Annotated in this window: 18 protein-coding genes and 2 pseudogenes; 8 read left to right on the forward strand and 12 right to left on the reverse strand. The window is 70.3% G+C overall.

The genetic code is table 11. The features are described from left to right. Positions 1–492 precede the first annotated feature (492 nt). From H305_RS0133270 to H305_RS0133280, 3 genes are all read left to right on the forward strand, one after another. Positions 493–1125 carry a DUF6230 family protein gene (locus tag H305_RS0133270; protein WP_028804271.1) on the forward strand — a complete coding sequence of 211 codons (633 nt, stop codon included), beginning with the start codon at positions 493–495 and terminating at the stop codon, positions 1123–1125. Between the two features lie 119 nt (positions 1126–1244). Continuing rightward, entirely contained in the window at positions 1245–1814 is a 570-nt protein-coding gene (locus H305_RS0133275) for a DUF6114 domain-containing protein (RefSeq protein ID WP_028804272.1), read from the forward strand. Beyond that, entirely contained in the window at positions 1804–3108 is a 1305-nt protein-coding gene (locus H305_RS0133280) for a hypothetical protein (RefSeq protein ID WP_028804273.1), read from the forward strand. The genes H305_RS0133275 and H305_RS0133280 overlap by 11 nt, the downstream gene beginning before the upstream one ends. 92 nt (positions 3109–3200) lie before the next feature. Here H305_RS0133280 and pyk read toward each other — a convergent pair whose 3' ends face one another. From pyk to pta, 3 genes are all read right to left on the reverse strand, one after another. Continuing rightward, positions 3201–4634, reverse strand: coding sequence for a pyruvate kinase (gene pyk / locus H305_RS0133285; protein WP_028804274.1), 1434 nt, complete (start codon positions 4632–4634; stop codon positions 3201–3203). A gap of 73 nt (positions 4635–4707) precedes the next feature. Next, positions 4708–6003, reverse strand: coding sequence for an acetate kinase (locus H305_RS47725; RefSeq protein WP_051371217.1), 1296 nt, complete (start codon positions 6001–6003; stop codon positions 4708–4710). After that, positions 6000–8090 (reverse strand): phosphate acetyltransferase, encoded by a 2091-nt coding sequence (gene pta, locus H305_RS0133295; protein ID WP_028804275.1) that lies wholly within the window; start codon positions 8088–8090, stop codon positions 6000–6002. Before pta ends, H305_RS47725 begins: the two co-directional genes overlap by 4 nt. A 278-nt stretch (positions 8091–8368) precedes the next feature. On the opposite strand from pta, the gene H305_RS0133300 reads away from it, so the two are divergent. Then, complete coding sequence (locus H305_RS0133300; protein WP_028804276.1) at positions 8369–9394, forward strand: ATP-dependent 6-phosphofructokinase; 1026 nt, start codon at positions 8369–8371, stop codon at positions 9392–9394. Positions 9395–9536: 142 nt separating this feature from the next. On the opposite strand, the gene H305_RS0133305 is transcribed toward H305_RS0133300, so the two are convergent. Continuing rightward, entirely contained in the window at positions 9537–10166 is a 630-nt protein-coding gene (locus tag H305_RS0133305; protein WP_028804277.1) for a helix-turn-helix domain-containing protein, read from the reverse strand. 328 nt (positions 10167–10494) lie between these two features. Here H305_RS0133305 and H305_RS47730 point away from each other — a divergent pair, with 328 nt between their 5' ends. Continuing rightward, on the forward strand, positions 10495–12771 hold the full coding sequence (locus H305_RS47730) for a tetratricopeptide repeat protein (protein ID WP_063611372.1): 2277 nt from the start codon (positions 10495–10497) through the stop codon (positions 12769–12771). Here H305_RS47730 and H305_RS0133315 read toward each other — a convergent pair. The 5 genes and pseudogenes from H305_RS0133315 to H305_RS47735 all read right to left on the reverse strand — a co-directional run. Then, a complete protein-coding gene (locus H305_RS0133315; RefSeq protein ID WP_234021344.1) occupies positions 12688–13575 on the reverse strand; it encodes a carbohydrate ABC transporter permease in 888 nt (295 codons plus the stop codon). The genes H305_RS47730 and H305_RS0133315 overlap by 84 nt on opposite strands. A 1-nt stretch (position 13576) precedes the next feature. After that, on the reverse strand, positions 13577–14470 hold the full coding sequence (locus H305_RS0133320) for a carbohydrate ABC transporter permease (protein WP_051371224.1): 894 nt from the start codon (positions 14468–14470) through the stop codon (positions 13577–13579). 35 nt (positions 14471–14505) lie between these two features. After that, entirely contained in the window at positions 14506–15876 is a 1371-nt protein-coding gene (locus tag H305_RS0133325) for an extracellular solute-binding protein (protein ID WP_051371219.1), read from the reverse strand. 74 nt (positions 15877–15950) lie between these two features. Continuing rightward, the gene (locus H305_RS55200; RefSeq protein WP_234021346.1) at positions 15951–16223 is read right to left on the reverse strand and encodes a tetratricopeptide repeat protein; all 273 of its coding nucleotides are present in this window, start codon (positions 16221–16223) and stop codon (positions 15951–15953) included. A 138-nt stretch (positions 16224–16361) separates the two neighbouring features. Further along, positions 16362–17210, reverse strand: a pseudogene (locus H305_RS47735) (nucleosidase); the annotation flags it as partial. Between the two features lie 71 nt (positions 17211–17281). Between H305_RS47735 and H305_RS0133335 the strand changes: the two are divergent. Then, on the forward strand, positions 17282–17842 hold the full coding sequence (locus H305_RS0133335; RefSeq protein WP_028804281.1) for a hypothetical protein: 561 nt from the start codon (positions 17282–17284) through the stop codon (positions 17840–17842). Positions 17843–17854: 12 nt separating this feature from the next. Beyond that, positions 17855–18176: pseudogene (locus tag H305_RS55205) on the forward strand (NAD(P)-dependent alcohol dehydrogenase); the annotation flags it as partial. 13 nt (positions 18177–18189) lie between these two features. On the opposite strand, the gene H305_RS0133340 reads toward H305_RS55205, so the two are convergent. Together H305_RS0133340 and H305_RS0133345 are read right to left on the reverse strand one after the other, a co-directional pair. Further along, on the reverse strand, positions 18190–18867 hold the full coding sequence (locus H305_RS0133340) for a response regulator (RefSeq protein WP_028804282.1): 678 nt from the start codon (positions 18865–18867) through the stop codon (positions 18190–18192). Continuing rightward, a complete protein-coding gene (locus H305_RS0133345) occupies positions 18864–20549 on the reverse strand; it encodes an ATP-binding protein (RefSeq protein ID WP_028804283.1) in 1686 nt (561 codons plus the stop codon). The genes H305_RS0133340 and H305_RS0133345 overlap by 4 nt, the downstream gene beginning before the upstream one ends. A gap of 164 nt (positions 20550–20713) precedes the next feature. Between H305_RS0133345 and H305_RS0133350 the strand changes: the two genes are divergently transcribed. After that, complete coding sequence (locus H305_RS0133350; RefSeq protein ID WP_420708175.1) at positions 20714–22126, forward strand: cation:dicarboxylate symporter family transporter; 1413 nt, start codon at positions 20714–20716, stop codon at positions 22124–22126. Between the two features lie 132 nt (positions 22127–22258). On the opposite strand, the gene H305_RS0133355 is transcribed toward H305_RS0133350, so the two are convergent. Next, complete coding sequence (locus H305_RS0133355; protein WP_028804285.1) at positions 22259–22876, reverse strand: TetR/AcrR family transcriptional regulator; 618 nt, start codon at positions 22874–22876, stop codon at positions 22259–22261. Positions 22877–22983 lie beyond the last annotated feature (107 nt).

Genomic DNA, 22983 nt, shown 5'->3' on the forward strand with positions numbered 1-22983 from the left:
CTGTCGGATTCCGTCCACTAATCAACCGTTGTGTCACCCCACCTGATGCCACCCTGCGTCGCCGCCCGATACCGACGGGTCGTTGTTCGGTTATCCGGCCGTTACTAGCGAGTAACGAACCCCCTTGTGCGGGCGGCGAGAATGCACCACGATCGGCGACGCTCGGTCCATTCCCGTACCCCGACAACCAATCGGGTCAACGGATTTTCTGGGTCCCCACCGAGTAGAGCCGACGGCAGTGGCGCCGGCTCTTGGACAGGGGGGTCTCTGCCGTTCGGCGGAGCCTGTCCAGCAGGTTGTGCGTGATGTGTGTCAGGCGCGACCAGTGGTTGTCGCTCGGGGGTGATCGCCGGTGATTCGGGTGCTGTACGCACCTCCGAGTACGGGCGCTCTCCTTCCCGAGGACGTAGCACTTCTCCCATCCCTGCCCGGCTGAGCCGCCGACTTCGGGGCAGTCAGGGCCAGGAGATGTACGTCCGAGAAGGAGGAAATATGGAGTCCCAGGTGCGTGGCGGGACCAGATGGAAGCGGTTCGCAGTCGTGATGGTGCCCAGCGTGGCCGCCACGGCAGCGATAGGTGTCGCCCTCGCGCAGGGTGCTCTCGCCGCGTCGTTCAGCGTTTCCGGTCAGTCGTTCAAGGTGACGGCGGACAGACTCGACGGTACCGGCTTCTCGCAGTACGGAGCCATCGACTCGGGCTACACCCTGGACGGCAAGAAGACGGCTCACCCCGTCGCCGTCTCGGCGTTCAAGTCCGCGACGATCAAGGGCATGTGCCAGTCCGTGGTCACCCCGGACATCCCGCTGCTCGGGTCCGTCAGCCTCGTGCTCAAGGCCGGCGGTGGCGACACCCCGGTCGAGGCCGAGAACCTGTACATCGACGTCGAGGACCTCGAGGCCAACGCGACGTTCCGCGGCATCGACATCGGTGTTGCGGCCAAGGACGCCAGCAAGGGTCCGGGCATTGCCAAGGGCGACACGGCGAACCCCTACGGCTTCGCTCAGCAGGCCGACTCGGCCACGCTGACCGACGTCAAGCAGACGGCGTGGGCGACCACCGCCGGCACGTTCAAGCTCAGCGGCCTGAAGATGTCGCTGTCCAAGGGCGTCAAGGAGTGCTACTAGGCACTCCCTGGGGCGGGTGAGGAGGCTCCGGCAGCCTCGCCCGCCCCGCTCCGCACCGCCGTACGCGGACCACTCACGCGTACTTCTCACAGCAAAGCTGTTCCAGGGAGCTGTTTTCCATGAGCGCCGAGACCCCTGCCGCGCCCGGACACGACGAGCACTACCTCCGGGTCTTCCGGCGGAACTTCCGTACCTGGAGGGGCGATCGTCCCTTCTGGGCCGGCCTGTTCGTCCTGCTCGGCGGTTTCCCGATCGCCTACTTCCCGTACGCGAACCTCCAGATCGGTCACCTCACGCTCGCGATGGCCACCACCGCCGGCGCGGGCTCCCTGATCATCGGCGTTCTGCTCGTCGTGCTGGGCATCAGCCTCTGGTTCCAGAAGCACGTCCGCACCTTCGCTGGTGTGGCGGCGATCCTGCTGGCCCTGGTGTCCATCCCGGTGGCCAACCTGGGCGGCTTCCTGATCGGCTTTCTGTTCGCCATGATCGGCGGCGCGATGGCGGTCTCCTGGGCCCCGGGCGCACCTGCCGCCGAGGAGCGGCCCGCGTCGGCCTCCCTCGCCAAGGGGGACGGCCCGGAGGGCCTCGACGCCGAGCCCGCGATCGCCGCGAACGGTGTGGGTGAGCCGAACGATCTGTCAGGAACGAGCCCGACCAACGGGGCGAACGGGAGGCACAGTGCCGGCTGACGAGGTGACCCACGGGACTGAGGTGGACGAGTCCCGTGTGAGAACCGGGCCGCGCCACGCGGCCCCAAGGAAGCCGCTGTTCACCAGGTTCCACATGCCGGCCGGCAAGGCGATCGCCCTGGCGGCCATGCCCACGGCTGTCCTCATGGGAATGGGCCTCACCCCCACGCTGGCCCAGGCCGAGGACCACCCGACCGCGAAGAGCCTGACGGCCGACGAGTACCAGAAGTGCGTCGAGGCCGTGACGGGCTCCGAGGACGGCAAGGACGCGTCGGATACGGCGTCGCCCTCCGCCTCGCCGAGCGCGAGCGAGTCCGCGGACAAGGCGACACCGGAGCCCTCGTCGAGTTCGGACTCCTCGGACACGACCTCTTCGTCGGATTCAGGTTCCGACGACCAGGCCGAGCCGACGCCGTCCGCCTCCTCGTCCTCCGCGAGCACCTCGCAGAGCTCCTCGGACGGAGCCGCGTCCACGCCGGCCCCGTCCGCGTCCGAGAGCAGCAAGAACCCGCTCGACCCGCTGGGTGTCGGCGACGCCCTCGAGGACCTCCTCACGCCCGACGACACGGCGAGCCCCACCCCCACGCCGTCCGCGTCGGCGAGCGAGAGCACGGACTCCTCCGCGTCGGACGACAAGAGCGTCTCGGACACCGTCAAGGACACGACCGACAAGGTCACCAAGACGGTCGAGGACACCGTGAAGGACACCACCGACACGGCCTCCAAGGCCGCTTCGGACGCCACGGAGAAGGTCCAGGAGGCCGCCGACGCGGCGACCGCCTCGCCCAGCCCGTCCGCGAGCGAGAGCACCGACGCCTCGGACTGCCCGGTCGCGACCGACGACGAGGGCGGTGTCGATAACCCGGTGGCCCTGCCGGACGACCCCTGGTACCTGAACGCCAGTTCGCTGCTGCTCAAGGGTGCCGACTACAAGGGCATCGTCAAGGTGAAGACGGCCAACGGCAGCACCAAGAGGGTCCTGAAGTACGTCATCTCCGACGGCACGGACATCGGGGACCTGCACCAGACGGTGAACGACAAGCAGTCCGGCAAGACCTACCACGTGCAGGCCGCCAAGGGCTCGACGTCCACCATCCGCGACGGCAAGACGATCATGTACACGGAGAGCATCTCCGGAAACCTGCTCGGTCTGATCCCGATCACGTTCGACCCGGACAACCCGCCGCCGCTGAACATCCCGCTCATCTACTTCACCAAGGTGAAGGTCGTGCAGGCGGGCCAGTTCGGCGGCACGCTGACCGTGCCGGGGCTGCACCAGTACACGACCGACTGAGCACCGCCGAGAGCCCTTCCGGGAGCCGCAGAAGACGCTGAGGGCGCCCCCTGTCACAGGGGGCGCCCTCAGCGGTGTACGGGGCCCGGCGGTCAGCCGTGGTGGCCGCCCTCGCCCAGGTGGTGCACCCGGACCATGTTGGTGGTGCCGGGGACGCCGGGCGGCGAGCCGGCGGTCATCACGACGATGTCGCCGTCGTTGAACCGCTTGAGCCGCTGCAGCTGCTGGTCCACGAGGTCGACCATCTCGTCGGTGCTCTGCACGAACGGCACGATGTGCGACTCGACTCCCCAGCTCAGCGTGAGCTGGTTGCGGGTGCCCTCGTCCGTGGTGAAGGCGAGGATGGGCTGGGTCGCGCGGTAGCGGGACAGCCGGCGGGCCGTGTCACCGGACTTGGTGAAGGCCACCAGGCCCCTGCCGCCGAGGAAGTCCGCGATCTCGCACGCGGCGCGGGCGACCGAACCGCCCTGCGTGCGCGGCTTCTTGCCCGGCACGAGCGGCTGGAGGCCCTTGGCCAGGAGCTCCTCCTCGGCCGCGACGACGATCTTCGACATCGTCTTCACGGTCTCGATCGGGTACGCGCCCACGCTCGACTCCGCCGACAGCATGACCGCGTCCGCGCCGTCCAGGATCGCGTTGGCCACGTCGGAGGCCTCGGCGCGCGTCGGACGCGAGTTGGTGATCATCGACTCCATCATCTGGGTCGCGACGATCACCGGCTTGGCGTTGCGGCGGCACATCTCCACGAGGCGCTTCTGCACCATCGGGACCTTCTCCAGCGGGTACTCCACCGCCAGGTCGCCACGGGCCACCATCACCGCGTCGAACGCGGCGACGACGCCCTCCATGTTCTCGACCGCCTGCGGCTTCTCCACCTTGGCGATGACGGGGACCCGGCGGCCCTCCTCGTCCATCACCTTGTGGACGTCGTTGACGTCGTTGGCGTCGCGCACGAAGGACAGGGCCACCATGTCGCAGCCCATCCGCAGCGCGAAGCGCAGGTCCTCGACGTCCTTCTCGGACAGCGCCGGCACGTTCACGGCCGCGCCGGGCAGGTTGATGCCCTTGTGGTCCGAGATCACGCCGCCCTCGATGACGACCGTCTTGACCCGGGTGCCGTCGACCTCGACGACCCGCAGCTCGACGTTGCCGTCGTTGATGAGGATCTGGTCGCCCTTGGACACGTCGCCGGGCAGGCCCTTGTAGGTCGTGCCGCAGATGTGCTTGTCGCCGGGCACGTCCTCGACGGTGATGGTGAACTCGTCACCACGCTCCAGCTCCACGGGACCCTCGGCGAAGGTCTCCAGCCGGATCTTCGGGCCCTGGAGGTCGGCGAGGACCCCGATGGCCTTGCCGGTCTCGGCCGAGGCGGCCCGGACGCGGTCGTACCGCCCCTGGTGCTCCTCGTGCGTGCCGTGGCTGAAGTTGAAGCGGGCCACATTCATGCCGGCCTCGATCAGCGCGACCAGCTTCTCTTGGGAGTCGACCGCGGGGCCGAGAGTACAGACGATTTTCGAACGGCGCATGGGGCGATCCTATCGGTTTGTTTCGCTACGGAATATTCCGTCTGGCGGAAGATACAAATGGGCGGTCGGCCGCTCAGGCGTTGCTCTCCACGAGTCCGGCGCCGCTCCCACTGCTCTTTTCGACCAGCGCATACGTCTGTGTGGCGATCTCCAGTTCCTCGTCCGTCGGCACCACGGCGACGGCGACCCGGGCGTCCCGCGGCGAGATGAGCCGCGGCTCACCGCTGCGGACCGCGTTCAGGTCGCCGTCGACCACGAGGCCCAGCTGCTCCAGCCCGGCGACGGCCGCCTCGCGCACCGGCGCGGCGTTCTCGCCGACCCCGGCGGTGAAGGAGACGGCGTCCACCCGGCCGAGGACCGCGTAGTAGGCGCCGATGTACTTCTTCAGGCGGTGGATGTAGATGTCGAAGGCGAGGCGGGCCTGCTCGTCGCCCTCGTCGACGCGGCGGCGTATCTCCCGCATGTCGTTGTCGCCGCACAGACCGATCAGACCGCTCCTCTTGTTGAGAAGAGTGTCGATCTCGTCCGTGCACATCCCCCCAACACGCTGCAAATGGAAGATGACGGCCGGATCCACGTCACCGGAGCGCGTACCCATCACGAGCCCCTCCAGCGGCGTGAGCCCCATGGAGGTGTCGACGCACCTGCCGCCCCGCACGGCCGACGCGGAGGCGCCGTTGCCCAGGTGTAGCACGATGACGTTCACGTCCTCGGGCGCCTTGCCGAGCAGCCTCGCGGTCTCGCGGGACACGTACGCGTGCGAGGTCCCGTGGAAGCCGTACCGGCGGATACGGTGCGCGTCGGCGGTCTGCACGTCGATCGCGTAGCGCGCCGCCGACTCCGGCATCGTCGTGTGGAACGCGGTGTCGAAGACGGCGACCTGGGGCAGGTCCGGGCGCAGTGCCATGGCGGTGCGGATGCCGGTGAGGTTCGCCGGATTGTGCAGCGGCGCGACCGGGATGAGCCGCTCGATCTCCGCGAGCACGGCGTCGTCGATGACCGTCGGCTCGGTGAACCGCTGCCCGCCGTGCACCACCCGGTGACCGATCGCGGCCAGCTCGGGGGAGTCCAGGCCGAGCCCGTCCGCGGCCAGCTCCGCGGCGACGGCCTTCAGCGCGGCGTCGTGGTCGGCGATGGGGCCGACCTGCTCGCGGGTCCGGCCGCCGGTCAGCGGAGTGTGCTTGAGCCGGGAGGTCTCCTCGCCGATCCGCTCCACCAGGCCGACCGCCAGCCGCGAGCTGTCGCGCATGTCGAGCAGCTGGTACTTCACCGACGAGGAGCCGGAGTTGAGGACGAGGACGCGCGAGGCACCGGTGGCCGGGCGCGGCCCGCCGGACGCGGCGGTCGTGGGCGACGGATGGGAGCTCACTGCTGGGAAGCCTTCTGGTCGGGGGTCTGGGCCTGGATCGCCGTGATGGCGACGGTGTTGACGATGTCCTGGACGAGCGCGCCGCGGGAGAGGTCGTTGACGGGCTTGCGCAGCCCCTGGAGGACCGGCCCGACGGCGATCGCGCCGGCCGAGCGCTGCACGGCCTTGTAGGTGTTGTTGCCGGTGTTGAGGTCCGGGAAGATCAGCACGGACGCCTGCCCGGCGACCTCCGACTCCGGCAGCTTCGTCGCGGCGACCGACGGCTCGACGGCGGCGTCGTACTGGATCGGCCCCTCGACGCTCAGATCGGCGCGGCGCAGCCGCACCAGCTCGGTCGCCTCGCGCACCTTGTCGACGTCGGCGCCGGAGCCGGACGTGCCCGTCGAGTACGACAGCATCGCGATCCTCGGCTCCACACCGAACTGCTCGGCGGTGGCCGCCGACTGGATGGCGATGTCGCTGAGCTGCTCGGCGTTCGGGTCGGGGTTCACCGCGCAGTCCCCGTAGACCAGGACCTTGTCGGCGAGACACATGAAGAAGACCGACGACACGATCTTGGAGTCCGCCTTCGTCTTGATGATCTCGAAGGCGGGCCGGATGGTGGCGGCCGTGGAGTGCACCGAACCGGAGACCATGCCGTCGGCGAGACCCTCCTCGACCATCAGCGTGCCGAAGTAGTTCACGTCGGCGACCACGTCGTGCGCGAGCTCCACGGTGACGCCCTTGTGGGCCCGCAGCCGGGCGTACTTCATCGCGAAGGCGTCCCGCAGCTCGGAGGTCTGCGGGTCGACGATCTGGCATCCGCCTAGGTCGATGCCGAGGTCGGCGGCCTTCTTGCGGATCTGGTCGACGGGCCCGAGCAGGGTCAGATCGCACACCCCGCGGCGCAGCAGCACCTCGGCGGCGTGCAGCACCCGCTCCTCGGTGCCCTCGGGGAGGACGACACGCCGCTTGTCGGAGCGGGCCTGCTCCAGCAGCTTGTGCTCGAACATCATCGGCGTGAGCCGGTCGCTGCTCGGGGCGGAGACCCGCTTCAGCAGATCGCTCGTGTCCACGTACCGCTCGAAGAGGCCGAGTGCGGTCTCCGCCTTGCGGGGTGTGGCGGCGTTCAGCTTCCCCTCCAGGGAGAAGAGCTCCGCCGCGGTCGGGAAGGAGGTCCCGGGCACCGAGACGACCGGGGTGCCGGGCGCGAGACGTGCCGCCAGGGTGAGGATCTCGTCGCTGGGCCGCTCGTTCAGGGTGAGCAGCACGCCGGCTATCGGGGGAGTGCCGGCGCTGTGCGCGGCGAGGGCGCCGACGACGAGGTCGGCGCGGTCGCCCGGGGTGACCACGAGACAGCCCGGAGTCAGGGCGCGCAGGAAGATCGGCAGCATCGCGCCGCCGAAGACGAAGTCGAGTGCGTCGCGGGCCAGCCCGGCGTCGTCGCCGAGGAGCACCTTGCCGCCCAGGGCATGGGTGATCTGCGCGACGGTGGGCGCGGAGAGCGCGGGTTCGTCGGGCAGCACGTAACAGGGCACGGGCAGGCGGGAGTCGAGCCGTCCGAGGATCTCGGCGCGGTCCTCCGGCGCCACCCGGTTCACGACCATGGCGAGCACGTCGCAGCCCAGCCCGTCGTAGGCGCGGTAGGCGTTGCGCGTCTCGGCGCGGACCGACTCGGCGTTCTGACCGCGACCGCCGACGACCGGGATCACGGAGGCGGCGAACTCGTTGGCGAGCCGCGCGTTCAGGGCCAGCTCGTCGGGGAGCTGGGTGGCTGCGAAGTCGGTGCCGAGGACGAGGACGACGTCGTACTCGCGGGCGACGCCGTGGAAACGGTCGACGAGGGTCGACACCAGTTCGTCGGTGCCCTGCTCGGCCTGGAGCGCGGACGCCTCGTGATAGTCCATGCCGTACACCGTCGCCGGGTCCTGGGACAGCCGGTAGCGGGAGCGCAGCAGCTCGAAGAGCCGGTCCGGACCGTCGTGCACAAGCGGACGGAACACCCCCACCCGGTCGACCTGGCGGGTCAGGATCTCCATGACCCCCAGCTCGACGACCTGGCGGCCGTCACCGCGGTCGATTCCGGTCACGTACACGCTGCGCGTCACGCGTGCTCTCCGTTTCATCCCGACAGTGCATTCGGGGCGTCGTGGTCTTCGCGGTCTGTACTCTTCGCGACCCTGCCCGCTTTACGGCGCGGAAAAATGGCCCGCTGAGGTGAGCAGAACCCTCTTGACAATACCCCCGCGGCTGGATAAGGCGCCCGCCGGACCCGAGGTCACGAGGTGCAGACCGGGATGCACGGGACGGAAGCGACGCTGCCGGGGAGCCGTGAAACAATCGGATCGGCTCACCGGCATCAACAGCGAGCAGGAGACACAGCACGATGCGCATCGGAGTTCTCACCGCAGGCGGCGACTGCCCAGGGCTGAACGCAGTGATCCGGTCGGTCGTGCACCGAGCGGTCACCAACTTCGGCGACGAGGTCATCGGCTTCGAGGACGGCTACGCCGGCCTGCTCGAAGGCCGCTTCCGCACCCTCGACCTCGACGCGGTCGGCGGCATCCTCGCTCTCGGCGGCACCATCCTCGGCTCCTCGCGTCTGCAGCGCGACCGGCTCCGCGAGGCCTGCGACAACGCGCAGGACATGGCCCGCGAATTCGGTATCGACGTCCTCATCCCGATCGGCGGAGAGGGCACGCTGACCGCCGCCCGCATGCTGGCGGACGCCGGCCTGCCGGTCGTCGGCGTACCGAAGACGATCGACAACGACATCTCGTCGACGGACCGCACCTTCGGCTTCGACACCGCCGTCGGCGTGGCCACGGAGGCCATGGACCGGCTCAAGACGACCGCCGAGTCGCACCAGCGCGTGATGGTCGTCGAGGTCATGGGCCGGCACGCCGGCTGGATCGCCCTGGAGTCCGGCATGGCGGCCGGCGCCCACGGGATCTGCCTGCCCGAGCGCGCCTTCGACCCCGCCCACCTGGTGGCGATGGTCGAGGAGCGCTTCTCGCGCGGCAAGAAGTTCGCCGTCGTCTGCGTCGCCGAGGGCGCCCACCCCGTCGAGGGCACCATGGACTACGGCCACGGCGAGATCGACCAGTTCGGTCACGAGCGCTTCCAGGGCATCGGCACCGCCCTCGCCCGCGAGCTGGAGCGCCGCCTCGGCAAGGAGGCCAAGCCGGTCATTCTCGGCCACATCCAGCGCGGTGGCACGCCGACCGCGTACGACCGTGTGCTCGCCACCCGCTTCGGCTGGCACGCCGTCGAGGCCGCGCACCGGGGCGACTTCGGCAGGATGACGGCACTGCGCGGCACGGAGGTCGTGATGGTGCCGCTCGCCGAGGCGATCACCGAGCTGAAGACCGTGCCGAAGGACCGGATGGACGAGGCCGAGTCGGTCTTCTGATCGCCGGGAGCCGGGGCCTTGAGCCGGGGCCTTGAGCCGGGAACCGGGAGCCGAGAAGCGGTGGCCGTGAGCCGGATGTCCTGGACTTCGCGGCTCCGGCGGGCCCGGTGCTGTCACGGTCACGGGGCGGCGGGCGTGTGCGTCAGTCGGTGGCGCTCCGGACCATTGTCCAGAAACGATCGACGATCCGGTCGAGGAAGGCGCGTCCCGACTCGCTGGAGTCGGCCGCGGCCGAACCACCGCCCCAGCTCAGGGTGGCGACCACCTGCCCCTGATAGTCCGTGTGCATCTTCTCCAGGACGGCCTCCAGAAGGTGCCGGTCCAGCGGCACCGTCTTCCCGACCGGTCGCACATAGGCCTGCCAGCGTGTCGTCATGGCACTGCGCAGCAGGTCCGCGAGCTTTTCGCCGCGCCCTGTCACGGTGATGAAGTCGGGCAGCGACAGTTCGAGGATGCCGGCGAGCGCGGTCGACTGCCGCTCGTTGCCGCGCCACGCGTCGGACTCCTCCATCCGCTGGTACGCGAGAAGTTCCAGACCGGCCGCGCGGGCCACGTCATCCTGCGCCAGCCCGCGCGCGATCCGGTGCTCGCGCAGGGTGCGAGGCGCCCCGATGAGTTCGCCCTGCGAGCACCACAGCACCCCCGCGAGCGCGGTGAGTTCGGGCGAGCTCGGGGCGGCGATCCCACGCTCCCAGGCCGTGACCAGGTCCGGAGTGACGTACGGCAGTCCGTACGAGGCCCGCATGCCGTAGGCGACGTGCTCGGGCCCCATGCCGAGTGCGGCCCGAAGTCTGCGGGCGGCGGGGGCGTTGAAGGGCGGGGGGGGGGGCTGATGGGCCTGCGGTAGCTGCACGCGCACAAAGTATGGGTACGGTGCATCGGTGACTACGGGCTGTTCGGCCACAATCACGGATTGTAGGAACATACGGTTCCGGCCGTCGTCGGGACGGTCGAAGGCCGCCCGTGCCGCCTCGGCGGTTCCGTCGTGGCGCGCTCCATACGGCATCGCCAAGTCGCCTGTCCAGCACGGGTGTTGGGTCGGCCGGCGCGGCGTACTGTGATGTGGGGCGAGGTTCGGAGGCGGTACGGGGGACAGCACGATGACCGAGTACGACGGGGACCATCTCGACTTCCGGGGCGGGAACTTCACGGGTCCTTTCACGGCGAAGGCCGAATTCCACGAGCACGGGCCGGCGCCCACCGCGCTGGACGCGCTGCCCATGCGGGTCGGCGGCTTCACCGGCCGGGACAGCGAGCTGCGGGTGCTGCTGGACGCGCTGGCCCCGTCCGCGTCCGGCGGTCCCGCGACGGTCGTCGTCACCGCCGTGTCGGGGCTCGGCGGCATCGGCAAGACGGCGCTCGCGGTAGAGGCGGCGCACCAGGCGTGCGAGCGGGGCTGGTTTCCCGGCGGGGTGCTCTTCGTCGACCTGCACGGATACGACTACAACGAGGAATCCGTCAGCGCCGAACAGGCCCTGGAGGCTCTGCTGCGGGCCCTGGGCACCGCGTCCCAGCACATCCCGAGCAGAGCGGAGGAGCGGGCCGCGCTGTACCGCTCGGCGCTGGCCGAGCGGGCCCGCGAGCGAGGCCCGATGCTGATCCTGGCCGACAACGTCGGCCTGTCGGAGCAGGTTCGGTTCCTCCTTCCCGGCGGCGGCGTCAACCACCGCCTCCTGGTGACCTCCCGCGAACGCCTGCCCCAGCACGGGGCCAGACTCCTGCCGCTGGACGAGCTGACGCCCGGGGCCTCGTTCGACCTCCTCGACCGGGCCCTGAGGCTGGCGGATCCCCACGACCACCGGATCCGTCAGGAGGCCGCGGCCGCCGAGGAGCTCGCCTCCCTCTGCAAGCACCTGCCGCTCGCCCTCCAGATCGCGGCCGCCCGCCTGGCACTGGACCGGTCGAAGCCGATCGCTGAACTCACGGCCGAACTGACCGGACTACGGGATCCGCTCGCCCTCGACGACGGCGAGCGCAGTGTCCGCGCCGCCTTCGAACTGTCCTACCGCCGGCTGTCGCCCGAACAGACCCGCCTCCTCGGACTGCTCGCGCTCGCACCCGGACCCGAAGTCACCACACAGGTCGTCAACGCGCTGATCGGCGCCGAGAGCCCACCGGTGCGGACCCTGGAGGCACTGGCTCGCGCCCATCTCGTCGAACAGGGCACCCAGCGCGGCCGATGGCGGCTGCACGACCTCGTGAAGGCGTTCGGGATCGACGTGGTGAAGCGGGACCCGGTGCTCGCCGAGGAGGGGGAAGCGGCCCGCTCGCGGGTGCTCGCGTTCTTCTGCCGGTGGACGGAGGCCGCGGACGCCCGGCTGCGCTGGCTGGACGGCATGCCGGAGCCCGAGCTGTTCGCCGACCGGGCGGCAGCGCTGGAGTGGCTGGACGAGCAGCGGTCCGCACTGGTGGCGGCCGTGCAGTGGGCGCAGGAGGAGCGGTACGCCGCCGCGGCGGTACGGCTGGCCGAACTGCTGGCCGTCTACCTGGACTGGCGGCGCCACTTCGACGACCTGATCGTGGTGAGCAGCGCCGCCCAGCAGGCCGCGGAACACGCCGGGGAACACCGCAGCGAGGCCGCCGCCTGGAGCAATCTGGGCAACGCCCTCGGCGGCGCGGGCCGGACGGCGGACGCCATCGAGGCCCTCACCCACGCCCGGCAGCGCTATCAGCTGGCCGGCGACCGGCACGGCGAGGCGATCGCCTTGAGCAGTCTCGGCGCGGCCCTGCGCGACGAGGGCCGTCCCGCGGACGCGATCGACGCGCTCAACAACGCGCTCGCGCTGTACCAGCTCACGGCCGGGGACCGGCACCGCGAGGCGATCGCCTGGACCACCCTCGGTCTCGCGCTGGCCCAGGACGGCCGCGCGGAGGCGGCCATCAACGCCCACACCCGGAGCCAGGGACTGTTCAGGGCGACCGGTGACCGCCACCGCGAGGGCATCGCCTGCAACAACCTCGGCAGCGCGCTGATGCAGGCGGGACGCGTACGGGAGGCGATCGAGTCGTACCGCAGTGCCGTGGGGATCTACCAGGAGTTCGAGGACTGGTACCGGACCGGCCGGGCACTGGAGAACCTCGCGTGGGCCCAGGGAGCCGCCGGCGCCCCCCACCAGGCGCGCGACTGCTGGCTCCGAGCCGCCCGGGCCTTCACCGAGGCCGACGCCCCCGACCGGGCCGCGCGGGCTCTCGCCGAGGCCGAGGTGCCGGTGCCCGCACCGCCCGCACCGGCAGAGTTCGGCTGGGGATACCCGCACGCGCCCCGTCTGCTGCTCCCGGACCTGCCGGGCGTCTCAGCCCTTGACCGCACCCCCCAGCGCGAATCCTCCGCCGAGGCGGCGCGCGACCAGTACGTACAGGAGAAGGACCGGCGTTGAGTAGATGATCGAGAACGCCGCCAGCTGCCCGTACACCACCATGCCGCGGTTGCCGAAGAACTCGTTGATGCTCACGGACGCCGGCATCTGGTCCGGTGTCAGCAGCAGCATGAAGGGGACGAAGAAGTTCCCCCACATCATGACGAAGGAGAAGACCGTCACGACGGCCACTCCCGGCCCCATCAGCGGCAGCACGATGCGCACCAGGGACTGGAGGGAGGACGCCCCGTCCGTCCAGGCCGCCTCCTCCAGCTCCTTCGGCACCCCGTCCATGAAGTTCTTCATCAGCCAAATGGCGAAGGGCAGTTGGGAGGCGGCGAAGAAGTAGATCGTGCCCTGCATGGTGTCGATCAGATTCACCTGCACGAACAGCGCGTACACCGGAACCATGATCGCCGTGATCGGCAGGCTCGTCGCGAAGAGGATCGTCAGGAGGAACGGGCGGTTCAGGCGCGAGCGGAAGCGGGACAGCGGATAGGCCGCCAGCGCCGCGCACACCACCGTGAGCAGGGTGCCTCCGCCGCACAGGATCAGGCTGTTGAGCAGGGGGGTGAAGGTGATGTCCGGTTTCAGGACGGCGTCGAAGTTGGACAGGGTGAGGCCGTCCGGCGCCTTCACCCGCAGATCGGCGTGCGCGTCCAGCGAGGACAGGACCACCCAGGCCAGCGGCAGCGAGAACGCCGCCGCCACGACGAGGAGCCCGGCGTCCGCGGCCAGCCTCCTGCCCGTCCGGCGCGACTTCAGGGTCACACCCCGTCCGGTGGGACGCGACTTGAGCGTCGTCCCGCGTGTCAGTACGGCCATCTCACACCTCCGTCCGCAGCAGGCGCATGTAGACCAGCGAGAACAGCGAGCCCACCACCAGGAGCAGCAGCGCCACCGCAGTCCCGTACCCGATCATGCTCTTCTGGAAGGCCTGCTCGTACATGAACAGCGGGAGGGTCTGGCTGCGGTTGCCCGGGCCGCCGCGCGTCATCACCCAGATCAGCCCGAAGACGGACAGCGTCTGCAGGGTGTTGAGCATCAGGTTGGTGCCGATGGAGCGACGGATCATCGGCAGGGTGATGTGCCACAGGCGCCGCCAGCCGCCGGCCCCGTCGACCTCGGCGGCCTCCGTGATCTCCTTCGGGATCTCGTTCAGGGCGGCCGAGTAGACCAGCATCGAGAAGGCCGTTCCGCGCCACACGTTGGCGAAGGACACGGCGAGGATCGGCAGGGTGAACATCCAGTTCTGGGTGGGGAGATGGAGCCAGTCGAGGATGGCGTTCAGCGTCCCCTCACGGCGGAAGAAGGCGTACAGCAGGAATCCCGCAACCACCTCCGGCAGCACCCAGGCCGTGATGACGATCCCGCCGACCACGGTGCGGACGGGCTTGGACGCACGCTGCATGAGCGAGGCGAGCGCCAGACCAAGCGTGTTCTGGCCGAGCAGTGACGACACCACCGTGAACACCAGCGTCAGCCAGACGGCGTTGCGGAACGCGTCGTCGCGGAACGCGGCACGGAAGTTCTCCAGGCCGACGAAGGACGACTGGGCCTGGCCGGTGAGCTGGAGGTCGGTGAAGGCGATGTACGCGCAGTAGGCGATCGGGCCGGCGAGGAAGAGCAGCAGCAGGACGACGGCCGGGGCGAGCGGCAGGGCGCGGGTCAGGGAGCGCAGGAGACCTCCCCGGCGCACGGGGGCGGACGTCTTGCCCACCGTGCCGACCGGGGACGCCGTGTGCGTACCGACGCTCACTTCTCGATCACTTGGTTGTCGGTGGCCGACTTCAGTTCCTCGTCGTAGCCGCTCGCCGCCTTGTCGACCGAAGCGTCACCCGTGGTGACGCTCTCCATGGCCTCCTGGATGGCGGTCGAGACCTTCGGGTACGCCGGGTACGCGGGCCGGTAGTGCGTGCTCGCGACCAGGTCGGTGAAGAACTTGATGCCAGGTTGCGCCTGTACATAGGCGGGGTCGGCGGCGACGTCCTTGCGCACCGCGATACCGGAGTTGGCGATGTACCACTTCTGGGCGTTGGCCTTGGTCTGCATCGTCTCGATGAACTTGAACGCCAGGTCGGGGTTGGCCGCCTTGGCCGGGATCGACCAGGTCCAGCCGCCCGACATGCTCACCTTGCCCGGTGCCTGGCCGTGCTGGGTGGGCATAGGGGCGAGGCCGAGCTTCTGGGACCACTCGGGCCATTCGTGCCCGGCCCCCTTCAGCCAGTCCTGCGGGAGCCAGCTGCCGTCGAGGTTGATGCCGAGCTTGCCCTCGGGCAGCAGCTCGCCGCGGATCCGGGTCTGGATGTTGGGGTCCAGGGCGTCGGGGACGTCGAGGCCGAGCTTCTCCTTGTAGACCGTCTCCACGAAGCCGAGGGAGTCCTTGAAGGCCTGGCCGGAGGCGATCCACTTCTTCGAGGCGGAGTCGTACAGAGGGTCGGACTGTCCGTCGCCCGTCCCGTACAGCAGCATCTCGAAGCCCTGCATGGTGGCGGCCTCACCGGCGGGTTTGCCCGTGTAGACGTTCATTGGCGTGACGCCGGGGACCTTCTTCTTGATGGTGCGCGCGGCGGAGAGGACGTCGTCCCACGTCTTCGGCTGCCAGTCCTCGGGCAGGCCCGCCTTCTTGAATATCCCCTTGTCGAACCAGAGGCCGCGGGTGTCCGTGCCGTCCGGGACGCCGTACGTCTTCCCGTCCTGCGCCTTCGCCGCCGACTTCGCGGTGTCGATGAACTGGCTCCAGTCCGACCACTTGTCGAGATAGGGGTCGAGGGGCTTCAAGTACCCGCTCGTGATGTCGGAGTTGATGAGGAAGGTGTCCTCGTAGACCAGGTCGGGGGCCGTCTTGGGCGACCTCAGCATCTGCTGGAGCTTGGTGTAGTACTCCGAGTCCGGGGCCTTGATCGGGACGAGCTCGACCTTCTTGCCGGGGTTGGCCTTCTCGAACTGCTTCTTCATGTCGGCCAGGTAGGTGTCCATCACCCGGACCGAGTTGTCGGTCGACTGTTTGAAGGAGATCTTCACGGTGTCGGGGTCACTCCCCGACCCGGATCCGCATGCGGTGAGTGTGGTGGCGGCGAGCACTGTCGCGAGCAGAAGTGGGGCGGCGGTGGGGCGCACGGGCACGACCTCCTACTGACCGACATCGTTGTCGGGCGAGCTGAGTTGTCTGCTCGGTGAACTTAGGAGGTGTGCGTATGTCAGGTCAATGACCTTGCGGAGGCTCGGGCTCGGGCGGCTTGGGGTGAAGCGCCCGCTCGATCGAATACCTCGGCGGCGTCGAGCCAGGCGATACGCGCCTCGGCGGTGTGGCCCGCGGTGCCATGGATCCTGCCGAGGGCGCTCAGAGTCTGCCCCGCGCCGTACCAGTCCGAGAATTCCCTGCAGACCTCGAGGTCTTTCCTGAACGCCTCGATCGCCGCCTCGGTCCGGCCCGTCTCCTGCAGAGCCAGCCCTACGTGGTACCAGGCCATACCTTCGCGGCCGGTGAATCCGGCAGGAGCGGCAGGGAGGTCGGCCGTCGCGACCGGAACCGGACCATGGGCATGCCCCGTGCCGCGATCCGGCACCCCCGGTTCGCGGGAGGCCGGCGGCGTCGGCGCTCTCCCTCCCACCGACTTCGCCACGAACGGCCCGTGGAACGTGCCGCCCCGGAAGTCGAGGTGGTCGCCGCCGTACTCGGAAGGAGGAAAGGGGCCCTCCCGGGAGTCGGAGTCGTCCGGGGTGCCCGGGCGGGCCGTGCGGTCGTGCAGGGGCCGGTGCTTGCGCAGGATCGCCACCATCGCGGCCGCGGCCTCGTCGGCGGCGCGCGGCTGCGACCCCGACGCGTCGGCCGCCGCCTTCCCCACGTCCGCGTAGTCGCTGATCCCGCGGATCACGAGCGCGTCCAGCCGATCGCTGAGGTGCGCCGCATGGGCGACCCCCGAGCCCTCCATCTCGATGGCGGCGGCGTCGTTGTAGTGGGTCCTGAGATGCTCGGCGACGTCCGACTTCGCGTCCGCCAGCACGACGTCGCCGACGGCGATCGGCTTCAGGTGCACCTTGCCGCGCAGGGCGAACCGGGCGGCCTGTTCCAGGCGGTGGGAGGAACGCCAGGCCTCGGGGCGGACGTGGAAGCCCTTGTCGGTCTGTCTGCCGCCGTGGATGCCGTACACCTTCGTGCCCACCACGACGTCGCCGATCCGGATGTCGTCCTTGAGGCCGCCTGCCACGCCCACGAAGAGCAGCGCCTCGGGGCGCAGCCAGGCCACGATCCGCTCGGTGAGCACGGCCGCGTTCAGGGCGCCCTCGCCCAGCTCCGCCACGGCCACGTACCAAGGGGTGTCGGCGAGCCGGCCCCGCTCCACCCGCGTCCCCGCGGGATGTTCCAGTTCCTCCGCGTCCGAGAGCCGCCTGCGCACGGCCTCGTACTCGGACGGGAGTGCGGTGAGGACCACGACGGTGGGTTCTGTCTCCGGCACACTCTTAAGGTACTGCCAAGTCGTCTGCCCAGAGGGCGTGTTGGTGCTCGTAGGAGAAGGGGGAGACGTACGTGTCTGAGCAGGGCGTCAACGGAGGGCAGTTGCTGCTCGCCGAGTACCAGAGCGTGAAGGACGAGCAGCGGGCGCGGATCGGGTTCCGGGACAATCTGCTGTACGTGACGCTCGCGGTGGTGGCCGCCGTCGTCGCCGCGTCCGCGCAGGCGGGACAGCCGGCCATGCTGCTGGCGCTGCCGCCCGTCTGTGTCGTCCTCGGGTGGACCTACCTGGTCAACGACGAGAAGATCTCCGCGATCGGTGCTTACGTCAGGGGCGAGTTGGGGCCGCGGCTCGCCGAACTCACCGGCGCCGAGGCCGCCTTCAGGTGGGAGACGGCCCATCGCGGCGACGCGCGCAGGACGTCGCGCAAGACCATCCAGTGCGGGGTCGATCTGCTCGCGTTCTGCCTCGTGCCGCTCGCGGGGCTGGTCGTGTACTGGGCGAGCGGTCAGGTCTCCGCCGGGCTGGTGGTGCTGTCGGTGGCCGAGGCGCTGGCGGTCGCGGGTCTGGGCGTCCAAGTCGTGCAGTACGCGCGACCTTTCGCCGCGCCGGCGGGCCCACCTTCTGCGAGTTGACGGCCGTCGGCCGGCGCACAGGCGGTGTCCGACTTCGTCGGCGCGGCGCCGACCCTGCGGACCGCCGGGGCCGTCGCCGTCGAGGGCGACATCGGCGTCGTGGGCATCGGCGGCGCACCGCCGGTCGGCTTCGGAGCCCTGCCCTTTCGAGGAGTCCGTCGGCGCGCCCTACCGGGGTTCCCGCGGCGAACCGATCGAGGTCCTGGACCCCGCGCGTGCCGGTGCCGTCTGCGTCCACACCGAGACGTACTCCCTCGACGAGGCCCCCCGCGCCTACGAGCGCCCGCACGCGGGCGAGGTCAACGGCCGGGCGGTCGTCCTCCCCGACGGCTGAACCCGCCGCCGGGTCAGCTCTTGACCCAGCGGTACTGCAGCTCCGGCCGCCCCACCTGTCCGTACTGCGGAGCACGTGCCGCCCGCCCGGCCTCGACCAGGTGCTCCAGATAGCGCCGGGCCGTGATCCGGGAGATGCCGACGGCCTCGGCGACCCCGGCCGCCGTCAGGCCGTCGGCGCAGTCCCGCAGGACGACGGAGACGCGTTCCAGGGTCGGGGCGCTCAGTCCCTTGGGGAGCGCGGCCGGACCGGGAGCGCGCAGCGTGGCCAGGGCGCGGTCCACCTCGTCCTGGCCGCTCGCCTCGCCGGCCGCCGCGCGGAACTCGGCGTAACGGACCAGCCGGTCGCGCAGGGTGGCGAAGGTGAACGGCTTCAGCACGTACTGCACGACACCGAGCGACACCCCCTCGCGCACGACGGCCAGGTCCCTGGCGGACGTCACCGCTATCACGTCCGCGTGGTGACCGGCGGCGCGCAGCGAGCGGGCCAGTTGCAGCCCGTGCACGTCCGGCAGATGCAGATCGAGGAGCAGCAGGTCCACCGGTGTGCGGTCCAGCGCGCGGCGGGCCTCCGCGCCCGTGCGGGCCTTGCCGACCGCGGTGAACCCGGGCACCCGCCCGACGTACATGACGTGCGCGTCGGCGGCGACCGGGTCGTCCTCGACGACGAGCACGCGGATCGGGTCGGTCATGCGTCGCCTCCGGGCAGAGCGGGCTGGACGGCTTCTGGCCGCGCGGGCCCGGGCACGGTCGACATCATGGAGCGTTCGGCCGACGGCACCGCGGGCAACGGCAGCCGCACCTCGAACTCCGCCCCGCCCCCGGCCGCCTCGCGCACCGTCAGCCTGCCCGCGTGACGCTCCACGGTCTGCCGCACCAGCGCCAGCCCCAGACCGCGTCCGCCCGGCCCCGCCGGCTTCGTGGTCCAGCCGCGCTGGAAGAGCTGTTCGGTGTGCGCCGGATCCACCCCGGCACCGGTGTCGGCGACCCGCATCACCAGCACGGACTCGTCGGTGAACGCCGTGACCGTGACGCGCGCGCCGGTCGTCCCCTGCGCCGCGTCCACCGCGTTGTCGATCAGATTGCCCAGGACGGTCACCAGATCCCGGGAAGGCAGGGAGTCCGGGAGCAGACCGTCGTCGATGGCGCTGTCGTCGGACACCACCAGCTCCACACCTCGTTCGTTCGCCTGCGCCGCCTTGCCGAGCAGCAGCGCCGCGAGGACCGGCTCACTGACCGCCGCCACCACCTGGTCGGTCAGCGCCTGCGCCAGCTCCAGCTCCGCCGTGGCGAAGTCGACGGCCTCATCGGCACGGCCCAGCTCGATGAGGGACACCACGGTGTGCAGGCGGTTCGCGGCCTCGTGCGCCTGGGACCGCAGAGCCTGGGTGAAGCCGCGCTCCGAGTCGAGCTCGCCCGTCAGCGCCTGGAGCTCGGTCACGTCGCGCAGGGTGACCACCGTGCCACGGCGCTCACCACCGGAGACCGGGGACGTGTTGACGACCAGCACACGGGACGCGGTCAGGTGGACCTCGTCGACGCGCGGCTGCGCGGACAGCAGCGCCCCGGTCAGCGGGGCGGGCAGCCCGAGGTCCGCCACCGAACGGCCGACCGCGTCGTCACTCACGCCGAGCAGTTCCCGCCCGCCGTCGTTCATCAGAGCCACCCGGAACTGCCCGTCCAGCATCAGCAGTCCCTCGCGCACGGCGTGCAGCGCGGCCTGGTGGTAGTCGTGCATGCGGCTGAGCTCGGCGGCGTTCATGCCATGGGTGGAGCGGCGCAGCCGGGCGTTGATGACGTACGTGCCGATGCCGCCGAGGGCCAGGGCACCCGCCGCGACCCCGACGAGGGCGGTGACCTGGTCCTGGACCCGCTTGGTGATCGCCTCGACCTTGATGCCGGCGCTGACGAGCCCCACGATGCGGCCGTCGTCCCGGATCGGGGTGACGGCGCGGACGGACGGGCCGAGCGTGCCCGTGTAGGTCTCGGTGAAGGACCGGCCCGCCAGCGCGGGACCGGTGTGGCCGAGAAAGTGCTGGCCTATCCGGTTCTCGTCGGGGTGGGTCCAGCGGATGCCCCGCGGGTCCATGATCGTGACGAAGTCGACACCGGAGTGCCGCTGCACCCGCAGCGCGAACGGCTGGAGGTCCTTCGAGGGGTCCTCGGTGCGGATCGCCTCGTGCACCGAGGGCGCGTCCGCGACGGAGCGCGCCACGCCCATGGCCTGCCGGCCCGCCGACTCCTCGGCCTGGCTGCGGTCGCTGACATAGGTGAAAAGCGCGTACCCGGCGACCAGCACCGCGATCAGCACGGCCTGCATCGCGAAGAGCTGCCCCGCCAGGCTGCGGGGGCGCGGGGCACGGAGGAAACGCATGCCGTCAGTCTGCCTCGCCCTGTGAGCGTGAACTCAATGAACGGAAGGGTGACCGCCCTCACAGGCCGGGAGATAGTCACCGCATCGCCCGGGAGTCCACGCCTCCCGGATTCCCCGGACGTGAGCCGCACGCCGGGTTCCGCCGGACGTGAGCCGCACGCCGGATGATGCCGACGACGTCGTCAAGGAGGGCAGCCGTGGCCAGTACATCCCCAACGGCACCTGACGCACCCGCTGCGAAGCGGGACCGCACGCACTACCTCTACATCGCCGTGATCGCCGCGGTGGGCCTCGGCATCGCCGTCGGGTTCGCCGCGCCGGACTTCGCCGTGGAGCTCAAGCCGCTCGGCACGGGCTTCGTCAACCTGATCAAGATGATGATCTCGCCGATCATCTTCTGCACGATCGTGCTCGGCGTCGGCTCGGTACGGAAGGCCGCCAGGGTCGGCAAGGTCGGCGGGCTCGCGCTCGGCTACTTCATCGCCATGTCCTTCGTGGCGCTGGCCATCGGCCTGGTCGTGGGCAACATCGTCCACCCGGGCAGCGGGATGCACCTGACCGAGGCCGTGAAGGGCGTCGGGCACACCCAGGCCGAGGCCGCCGCCGAGGGGCCGGTCGACTTCCTGCTCGGGATCATTCCGACCACGTTCGTGTCGGCCTTCACCGAGGGCCAGGTGCTCCAGACGCTGCTCGTCGCGCTGCTCGTCGGCTTCGCCCTGCAGGCCATGGGGCGCCAGGGCGAGCCGGTGCTGCGGGGCGTCGAGCACATCCAGAAGCTGGTCTTCCGCGTCCTCGGCATGATCATGTGGGCGGCGCCCGTCGGCGCCTTCGGCGCGATGGCCGCGGTCATCGGCGAGACCGGCATGGACGCGCTCAAGGCGCTGGCCACCATCATGTTCGGCTTCTACATCACCTGCTTCCTCTTCGTCGTGATCGTGCTGGGCACGCTGACGAAGCTGGTGGCCAGGGTCAGCCTCTTCCAGCTGCTCAAGTACCTGGGCCGTGAGTTCCTGCTGATCGTGTCCACCTCGTCGTCCGAGTCCGCGCTGCCACGGCTCATCGCGAAGATGGAGCACCTGGGCGTCAGCCGCCCCGTCGTCGGCATCACCGTGCCGACCGGTTACTCCTTCAATCTCGACGGCACGATGATCTACCTGACGATGGCCTCGCTGTTCATCGCCGACGCGATGGACCAGCCGATGAGCATCGGCCAGCAGATCGGGCTGCTGCTCTTCATGATGGTCGCCTCCAAGGGCGCGGCCGGCGTCTCGGGCTCCGGCATCGCCGTCCTGGCCAGCGGTCTCCAGTCGCACAAGCCCGCCCTGGTGGACGGTGTCGGCCTGATCATCGGCATCGACCGCTTCATGAGCGAGGCCCGCGCCGTCACCAACTTCGCGGGCAACGCGGTGGCGACGCTGCTCATCGGCACCTGGACCGGCGAGGTCGACAAGGACCGCGTCAACCGTGTCCTCGCCGGTGAACTTCCCTTCGACGAGCGGACGTTGCTGGACGACGACAGCACCGGCCGGAGCGAGCTGCCCGAGCAGGGCGGCGAGAAGGAGCTGGCGAAGGCGTAGGACTTCCGCGAACAGGGCGTGCCTTCCTGAACGGGGCGCGCCCTGCCGACGGGGGCGTCCGCCCGATCGGGTACGCCCCCGAGGTCGCCGAGCGGCCGGGTTCTTCCCCCGTGGACCCGGCCGCCCTGTGTGTCAGGGGCTCAGTTCGGCCACCAGCTCGGTGGCGCGCGAGGCGGGTACGCCGGCCGTGGTCAGGATGGTGACCGCGGCGGAGCGGCCCGCCTCCTGCGTGGGCAGCAGTCCGTCGTTCACCGCCTCCATCAGGGCGAACAGTGTCTGTTCGTGCACGTAGGCCAGTGCGTACGGCGGCAGCGGCGACTCGAAGACGCCCTGGTCGAGGCCCCGCTGCAGGATGTCCGCGCAGGATTCGCGGACGGGGGTGAGGCGGTCCCGGATGCCCTGCATGGTGACGCTGCGCTGGGCGAGCGCGACGAGCAGCCGGTAGCGGTCGGCGATCTCCCAGACGGCGAGCGTGGAGCGGACGAGCGACTCGGCCGGGTCGGTGACGCCTTCGCGGCCGGCCGCGTGTGCCGCCGCCACCGAGTCCACCGCTTCGTCGACGAGGTCGCTGATCAGGGCTTCACGGTTCTGGAAGTGCCCGTACACCGTGCGCCGTACGACGCCCGCGGCCCGCGCGATCTGGTCCATGGACGCGTCGGGGTCGCGCAGCAGCTCGGCGAGGGCGACATCGAGGATGCGGCGGCGGTTCACGTCCGCGCGACTGAGGTTACCCGTGGTCATGACTGTCATTCTGCCTGCCCTTCACCTGCCCCGTCCGTCGTGCGCCGCCCCTCCCGTGCTCGGGCGTCAAGGCCTCCACCTCCTTGATTTGCACAGCTCTGTGCAACGCCGTACAT

The organism is Streptomyces sp. 142MFCol3.1, assembly GCF_000424945.1.
GTDB classification, from domain to species: Bacteria; Actinomycetota; Actinomycetes; order Streptomycetales; family Streptomycetaceae; genus Streptomyces; species Streptomyces siamensis.